This is a genomic window from Flavobacterium sp. (genome assembly GCF_043778725.1).
GTDB lineage: Bacteria > Bacteroidota > Bacteroidia > Flavobacteriales > Flavobacteriaceae > Flavobacterium.
In genome coordinates, this window is sequence record NZ_JAYWFT010000151.1 from 1 (window position 1) to 8399 (window position 8399).

Consider the following 8399-nt stretch of genomic DNA (forward strand, 5'->3'; position numbering starts at 1 on the left):
AATGCACGCCTGCACCAAACGAAACAATCGTGACCTGATTGCCTTCTTTGATTAGAGATGCTTTTCCGAATGGAATCGTATAATAATCTTTAGGAACATCTTGATAAACAGAACGGTACAATTGCTTGTGCTCAAAGAACATCACCGGATTTGGATCATTAATCGCCGTATTCAAAAGTCCTTTTACATCACAAGGAAAAGCAGGATAAACGACTTTCAAACCTGGGGTTTTGGTAAACCAAGCTTCGTTCGTTTGCGAGTGAAATGGTCCAGCTTGTGTGCCGCCACCGCAAGGCATTCTTACTACTACGTCGGCTTTTTCGTTCCATCGGTAATGTTGTTTTGCCAATAAATTCACAATTGGATTGAATCCTGTAGAAACGAAATCGGCAAACTGCATTTCTACAATCGCTTTGTGTCCGTTAATCGATAATCCCATTCCGGCAGAAACTACGGCGCTTTCGCAAATGGGTGTATTTCTAACGCGTTCTTTTCCGAACTGTGCTACAAAACCTTCTGTAATCTTGAACGCACCACCATATTCGGCAATGTCTTGTCCCATAATTACCAAATTATCGTGACGTTCCATCGATTGACGCAACGCATGAGAAATAGCATCAACTACACGAATATTTTCTACTTCTTCAGAAGGGTTAACTTCCTCAAATTGATACGGTTTGTAAACATCATTTAACTCTTCACTTAAATCGGCAATAATATCTGGTTCGGCTTGAGTAATTGCCCAATGTTCGTCTATTTCTGCTTTTATTTTGGCTTTATATTCGGTGTCTAATTCTTCCGAAAGTACGCCGACAGTTACTAAATAATCTTTAAAATTTGCAATTGGATCTTTAATTGCCCACATGTCCATCAACTCTTGCGGAACGTATTTTGTGCCACTCGCTTCCTCGTGACCGCGCATTCTAAAGGTTTTGAATTCCAATAAAACTGGTCTCGGATTTACAGCTAACGACGCTTTCAATTCGGCTATTTTGGTATAAACGTCTAAGATGTTATTTCCGTCGATGATGTGGCTTTCCATTCCGTAACCTGCGCCTTTATCGGCAAGGTTTTCGCAACGGTATTGCTCGTTGGTTGGAGTTGATAATCCGTAACCGTTGTTTTCGATGACGAATAAAACTGGCAAATCCCAAACGGCAGCAATGTTCAAAGCTTCGTGAAAATCACCTTCAGACGTTGCGCCTTCTCCAGTAAAAACTGCGGTTACTTTGCCGTTTTGTTTTAATTTGTTTGCCAATGCAATTCCGTCTGCAACACCTAATTGCGGACCAAGATGCGAGATCATTCCGATGATGTGGAACTCTTGCGTACCAAAGTGAAAACTTCTGTCGCGACCTTTTGTGAATCCGGTTTTCTTGCCTTGCCATTGCGAGAACAAACGGTGCAACGGAATGTCACGACCGGTGAAAACACCCAAGTTTCGGTGCATTGGTAAAATGTATTCGTCTTGGTCTAAAGCAGCCGTGATTCCTACCGAAATGGCTTCTTGACCAATTCCAGAAAACCATTTGGATACTTTTCCTTGACGCAGAAGAATAAGCATTTTTTCTTCTATAAGTCTTGGTTTTAGTAGTCTTTTATATAAATCTAATAATTGAATATTGGATAACTCTTTTCTATCGAAGTTCATTGCGTATAATTTTAAGCCTTGCAAAAATATAAAAAAGTGCTTCGTTTCTCCTATTATTTTTGCGGAATTCTTTGTGAAATTATTTGTTTGTAGTGAATTGTATAAAATGAGATGTGGATTATGCAGTTTTTTTTGGACGCGGATGAAACGGATGCAAGGCAACGCGGATTTATGCGGATTTTTTTGTGTGCTTTGTGGTTAAAAATTAGAACGCGGATGACACGGATTAAACGGATTGTCGCGGATTTTTTCTTTGTGTTGCTTTGCGTAAAACTTTGCGTGCTTTGCGGTTGAATATTAGAACGCGGATGACACGGAATACTGCGCTTCGGTGAAATGGCAGTTTTGTAGAACAACTGTAGAACAAAGCCAAACTAAAACCCTAAAATTAATACAAAAAAGCTTTTTACTACTGTAACAAAATACCGTAAGCGAACCTTGCCCGACTTATATAAGGCTTATGTATGGCGTATGTACGGCTTAAGTACGGCTTAAGTACGGAGTAAGTACGGAGTAAGTATTTTAGAAAATTACTAAAATTGTGGTTGCCTTACAACAAACTTTTTTAATAACCTTACGGAAAACCGTAAACGAACTATAAAAATTTGGTAATAACTTTGTTGAAAATCAGGTAGTTTTACGTGGTTTTTTGTGGGAATAATTTTATATGTTTGGGAACTTATAAAAATTATCTACTTTTATAACATTGTAAACAAACTAGTCACAGAAACTTAAAGAACTTTTATTTATGTATATAGATTACTCAAACTGGGAAACATTTGAATATAAAGTTAGTTCATTACAACTTGATGCAAGTAATCCAAGAATTAGGATTAAAGGAAGTAACCTAAATCAGACTCAAATTTTAAAACTTTTAATTGAAACTGAAAAGGTTTACGAATTAGCAAAAAAAATATCAGAAGAAGGGTATTTTATTGGTGAAGAACCTATAATTTGTATTGAAAAAGATAAAAAAGTAGTTTTAGAAGGAAACAGAAGAACTGCAGCATTAAAACTTTTACAAGATCCCAAAAAGTATCTATCAAATGCTAAATCAAAAATTTTGCTGCAAAATATATTAAAAAATAATGTACCCATTGATAAAAAGGTTAAATGCTACATTGCCCCTAATCGACTTTTGGCAAATCCAATTATTTATGAAAGACACAACGGTGCAACACTCCAAAGATGGAAAACTGGAAATCAATATGCATTTGTAGCTGAAATGTATTATGAAGATGGATTAAGTATTGAAGATATTTGCGATGTACTGAATGAAAGTAGAGGAAATGTATTAAAACCTTTAAAAGCATATAACTTATTTTATGAAGGAAAAGAAATCCTTGAAAAAGAAGAAAGTATTAAAATCGAAATTTCAGACTTTGAAATAACAAACTTGGAAAGATTTTACACTTATGAACCTGCAAGGAATTTAATCGGTGTTGAATTTAATGGAGAGAATGGAGAACTTGAAATAAATCTACCTAGAGAAGAATTTGAAAAAAGATTAAATGTTGTTTTCAAAACTTTAATTGATTCTGAAAGATTTTCAAGAGACTTTAATAATGAAGATGACAAAAAGCGCTATGTTGAAAATTTGCAAAAAAATGAAACATTTGATTTAACTAGTAATTTAGAAGAACCAACTATTACAAAAAGTAGGACTTCTGATAAAAAAGCAAATTTAGAAGGAGAAAAAAGTAACACAACACCAAGACGAAAAAACAGCTCAAAGAAAAAGTTTTATGAAAACATAATTATTCCAAGAGATAAAGAATTGATTTTTGAAGATGAAAAGTTAGATGAGTTATTTTCTGAGATGAAGAATCTACCAATTGATAAAAAATATTCATTTTGTGTGTTAATACGTACTTATTTGGAACAAACACTGTATTTTTACATTAGAGAAAATTCACTTTTTGATGTATTAAATGATAAAACAAGTGAAGAAAATCAAAAAAATGGATTAAAAAAAGTTGAAGCCGTAATAACATACCTTAAAGGTAAACACTCAATAAATGAAGATATAAATTCTGATGACTTAATGAATATTTTAAAATTCAATTCAAGTAAAGACTTTTCTTCAACATCTTTAAAAGCAATGTTAGATTATGTAATGAAAAGTGATTTTATAAATCACGTTGATACAAATAGTTATAAAAGCACAAAAGATTATATTGAAAGAATCAAGGTTGGTCTTGATTTAGCAATACATAATATTGAAACCATAATTGATTTAGAGCATAATAAAAGAGCTTGGAAGCATTTAGAACCACTTTTTGATTTTTTAAGTAATAATATTAGAAATGATAATAGATAAAATACACATAAAAAAATTTAGAGGATTTAATAATGTTGAATTTGAATTAGGCAAACTTATAACTGTAATTTCAGGACAAAACGGCACTCAAAAAACAACAATTTTAGGAATGTTGAGCCAATCTTTTTCAATTACTGATGAAGAAAACCCAATGAAAGATGAAAAACCGTTATCCGGCGGTAATTATATTTCTTCATTTGCAGATAAATTTAAACTTTCTGAAAAATTTGATAAAGCTGGTGATCACGAGTGGACTTTATTTTTTGTTGACAAACATATTCCACAGTATGAAATTGAAAGTATAAATAGAGATAAATCAAAAGGAACAATTCGTTTTTGGAAAAAAGGTGACCGTTCAAAAGGTTCTGGATTTATACAACTACCAGTTGTTTATTTAAGTCTTAAAAGATTATTACCTATCGCAGAAGATAATAATCTAACAGTTAATGAAGAAATGTCTCTATCTGATGATGATTTTATTTTTTATAAAAATTGGTTTAATAAAATTCTAATATTAACCCGAGAAAAGGACCAAGTTTTAAGTTCAAACTATTTATCTAGTGCTAATAAACAAACTGTAGGTGCAAACACTGATCACTATGATTGGAAATCTAATTCTGCAGGTCAAGATAATTTAAGTAAAATATTGTTAGCAGTTTTATCTTTTAAAAAACTACAAGAAAAATTTAAAGATAAATACCAAGGAGGAATTCTTGCAATAGATGAAATTGACGCTAGCATCTATCCTGGATCACAAAAAATATTATTTGACGCATTGGCTAAATTTGCATCAAAATTTAAAATTCAAATAATATTTACGACTCATTCCCTTACAATTTTAGAGGAAGCTAGTAATCTACAAAGTAAATCAGAAAGAGATGGACAAATTAAACTTATGTTTTTAACAAAAGAAGATGGAAACATAAAAATTAAAAATGATATTAATTATAATTATATTAAAAACCATTTAAACAACGATCTAACAGGTAAAATAAAGACAAATAAAATTGATTTATACACAGAAGATAAAGAAGGCGCTATTTTTGTAAAATCATTAATTGGTCACAGAACAAAAAATTTAAACTTTATCGATATTAGTTTAGGTTGTGGTAATTTAATCCAATTAGCTTCAGTTAAAGTTCCATCATTTACATATCCAAATTCTATTATTGTTTTGGATGGCGATGTTAAAGAAAACAAAAATCAACTCAATAGTTTAAAAAAAATAAAAAATGTTTTATTACTACCTTTAAATAAATCACCTGAACAATTTTTATCTAAATATTTGTATGATTTAAAAGACGAACATTTTTTATGGAAAGAAATAGATGAAACTTTTAATCATCAATATTGTTTTAAAGAGTATTCAAATGAAGAAATTCAAACTGACCGATTTAAGGCAAAGAAATGGTTTAATAATCATTTACATTTGTGGGGAAGAAATGCATCAAAGGTTTTAAATGTGTGGAAAAAAGACAATATTGAATTGGTTAACGAATTTAATGCTAATTTTGACAAATTAATTTTAAAAATAAAAAGTAAATAAAAAGAGTTTATATTATGCATTATTCGCCGTTAAGATATCCAGGAGGAAAAAATAAATTATCTGCATTTATAGCAAAAATATGTGTTGATAATAATATAAACGGACATTATGTTGAGCCTTATTCTGGTGGAGCGTCCGTAGCACTTTTTCTGTTGTTAGAAGGTTTTGTAAATAAAATTACTATAAATGATAAGGATAGGTCAATTTACGCTTTTTGGTTTTGTGTATTAAATAAAACCAAACAATTATGTGATTTAATAGATAACGCAGAACTATCTATTGAAGAATGGAGAAGACAAAAAGAAGTACAAAATAACAAAAAAACAGCAGATTTGCTTGAATTAGGATTTTCAACCTTTTATCTAAACCGAACTAATCGATCTGGAATAATAAATGCCGGAGTTATGGGTGGAATTGAACAAAACGGAAATTATTTAATGAACTGTCGTTTCAATAAAAAAGAATTAATTGAAAGAATACAAAAAATTGCAAAAAAGAAAAGACATATTAGATTGTACAAAAAAGATGCAATTAAATTGATTGATAAAATTCAACAAGAAGCTATTGATGAAAATATTGTATTCTATTTTGATCCTCCATATTATTTAAAAGCAAGCACACTTTATATGAATCATTACAAAGATGATAGCCATTTAAATGTTAGTGAAAAAATTAAAAATATAGAAAATATTAAATGGATAGTTTCTTACGATAATGTTCCACAAATTCAAGATTTATATTCTGATTGTAGTAAAAAAGAATATTCATTTAAACATACTGCTTATAATTCAAGAGTTGGCCAAGAAATATTGTTTTTCAGTCCTACACTAAGGCAACCAGAAATCAAAGATTGGAATCCTTTAAATTTTAAACTCATTAAAAACCAAATTGAATATTTATAAAATTCAAATTTTCTTAATAAAAAAAATCCGCCCAAATCCGCGTTGCCTTGCATCCGTGTCCTCCGCGTTCCAATAAAAGATTGCTTCCTACCTCGCACTAACAATTGTTAACAACTTCCACACCACCAAACTAAAAAATTCTTACATTTGTAGTTATAACGGAGTTTACTCCAAAGTAAGTTATTAACAAAAAAGTTTTAGTAAATGCAAAACATTCCTAGTGTTGACTTGCGTGATTTCCTGTCGGATGATCCGACACGTAAACAAAAATTTGTAAATGAAATCGGAAAAGCTTTCGAAGATATTGGCTTCGTGGCGCTAAAAGGTCATTTTCTTAATGACACATTGGTTGATGAATTGTATGGAGAAATTAGGAATTTCTTCGCTCTTCCATTAGAAACAAAATACAGCTATGAAATTCCAGGCATTGGAGGTCAGCGTGGTTATGTTTCTTTCGGAAAAGAACATGCAAAAGGTCGCAAAGAAGGCGATTTGAAAGAGTTTTGGCACTTTGGTCAGTATGTGGACAAAGATTCCAAATACGCTGCAGAATATCCTGATAACGTAGAAGTTAAAGAATTACCTCGTTTTAACGAAGTAGGAAAAGAAGCCTATCAAATGCTTGAAAAAACAGGTATTTATGTCTTGCGTGCTTTGGCATTGCACTTGGGATTAGACGAATTTTATTTTGATAATTACGGTAAAGAAGGCAACTCTATCTTGAGACCAATTCATTATCCGCCAATTACTTCAGAACCTGAGAATGCTATTCGTGCTGCTGCTCATGGTGACATCAATTTGATTACACTTTTAATGGGTGCGCAAGGTAAAGGTTTGCAAGTGCAAAACCGCGAAGGCGAATGGATTGATGCTATTGCAGAACCAGACGAATTGGTGATTAACGTTGGCGATATGTTGTCGCGTCACACTAATAATAAATTAAAATCTACGATACATCAAGTGGTGAATCCGCCAAGAGAACTTTGGGGAACATCGCGTTATTCTATTCCGTTTTTTATGCATCCGGTAAGCGACATGCGACTGGACGTTTTAGAGAATTGTATTGATGAAAATAATCCTAAAAAATACGAAGATATTTCGGCAGGCGAATTCTTGTATGAAAGATTGGTTGATTTGGGATTGATTAAAAAATAATTTATATATTTATATTTGAAAAAGGCATTGAGTTTTCTTAATGTCTTTTTTGGTTTTTTTGGACGTGGATGCAACGGATTTACTGCGTAAAGCGCTGATAAAACTGATTTTTTATAACTAATTATAATGCAAATTATTGGACGCTGATGCAACGGATTTAGTGCGTAAAGCGCGGATAAAAACTGATTTTTTAAAAGTATTAACATTTAAATAAATGCCACATGGAATTATTACACAAGGATTTAACTGATATTATTTTGAAAACATTTTACGAAGTTTATAATGAACTTGGTTATGGTTTTTTAGAAAATGTATATCAGAATGCATTACTAATTGAATTGAGAAATAAAGGATTAAATGTTGTTCCTCAAAAAAGAATTAAAGTTTATTATAAAGGCTATGAAGTTGGAGATTATTTTGCAGATATCATTGTGGAAGATAAAATTATATTAGAATTAAAAGCGGTTGAATATATAGTTGAGCAATTTGAAAATCAGATTGTAAACTATTTAAGAGGAACTGATTGCGAAGTTGGATTATTATTAAACTTCGGTAAAAAACCAGAATTCAGAAGAAAAATATTTGAAAATAAAAGAAAAATAAGGAAAAATCAGTTTTAATCAGCGTTTCGATTTATCGAATCCGTTTAAATAAATAGAACGCGGATGAAACAGATTTACTTTGTAAAGCGCGGATAAAAGCAGATAAAAATAGTAATACAAAAAATAAAAAATCAGTTTTTAATCAGCGTTTCGATTTATCGAATCCGTTTAATCCGCGTCCAAAAAATACTGTGGTTCATTAAAAATTATATATTAAAAAATA

6 protein-coding genes are annotated in these 8399 nt (G+C 31.2%); 5 read left to right on the plus strand and 1 reads right to left on the minus strand.

The annotated features are described in order from the left end of the window. The coding region (locus ACH2CG_RS13995) for a thiamine pyrophosphate-dependent enzyme (RefSeq protein WP_395066258.1) at nt 1-1651 on the minus strand (1651 nt) is incomplete at its 3' end. Between the two features lie 748 nt (nt 1652-2399). On the opposite strand from ACH2CG_RS13995, the gene ACH2CG_RS14000 reads away from it, so the two are divergent. The 5 genes from ACH2CG_RS14000 (at nt 2400) to ACH2CG_RS14020 (ending at nt 8194) form a co-directional block, all read left to right on the plus strand. After that, the gene (locus ACH2CG_RS14000) at nt 2400-3971 is read left to right on the plus strand and encodes a hypothetical protein (protein WP_395066260.1); all 1572 of its coding nucleotides are present in this window, start codon (nt 2400-2402) and stop codon (nt 3969-3971) included. Beyond that, entirely contained in the window at nt 3958-5517 is a 1560-nt protein-coding gene (locus ACH2CG_RS14005; protein ID WP_395066262.1) for an AAA family ATPase, read from the plus strand. Before ACH2CG_RS14000 ends, ACH2CG_RS14005 begins: the two co-directional genes overlap by 14 nt. Before the next feature lie 14 nt (nt 5518-5531). Next, nucleotides 5532-6419, plus strand: coding sequence for a DNA adenine methylase (locus ACH2CG_RS14010; protein WP_395066264.1), 888 nt, complete (start codon nt 5532-5534; stop codon nt 6417-6419). A 204-nt stretch (nt 6420-6623) separates the two neighbouring features. Further along, nucleotides 6624-7574: an isopenicillin N synthase family dioxygenase gene (locus tag ACH2CG_RS14015; protein WP_395066266.1), complete on the plus strand. Its 951-nt coding sequence runs from the start codon at nt 6624-6626 to the stop codon at nt 7572-7574. A 221-nt stretch (nt 7575-7795) separates the two neighbouring features. Next, nucleotides 7796-8194: a GxxExxY protein gene (locus tag ACH2CG_RS14020; RefSeq protein WP_395066268.1), complete on the plus strand. Its 399-nt coding sequence runs from the start codon at nt 7796-7798 to the stop codon at nt 8192-8194. Nucleotides 8195-8399 lie beyond the last annotated feature (205 nt).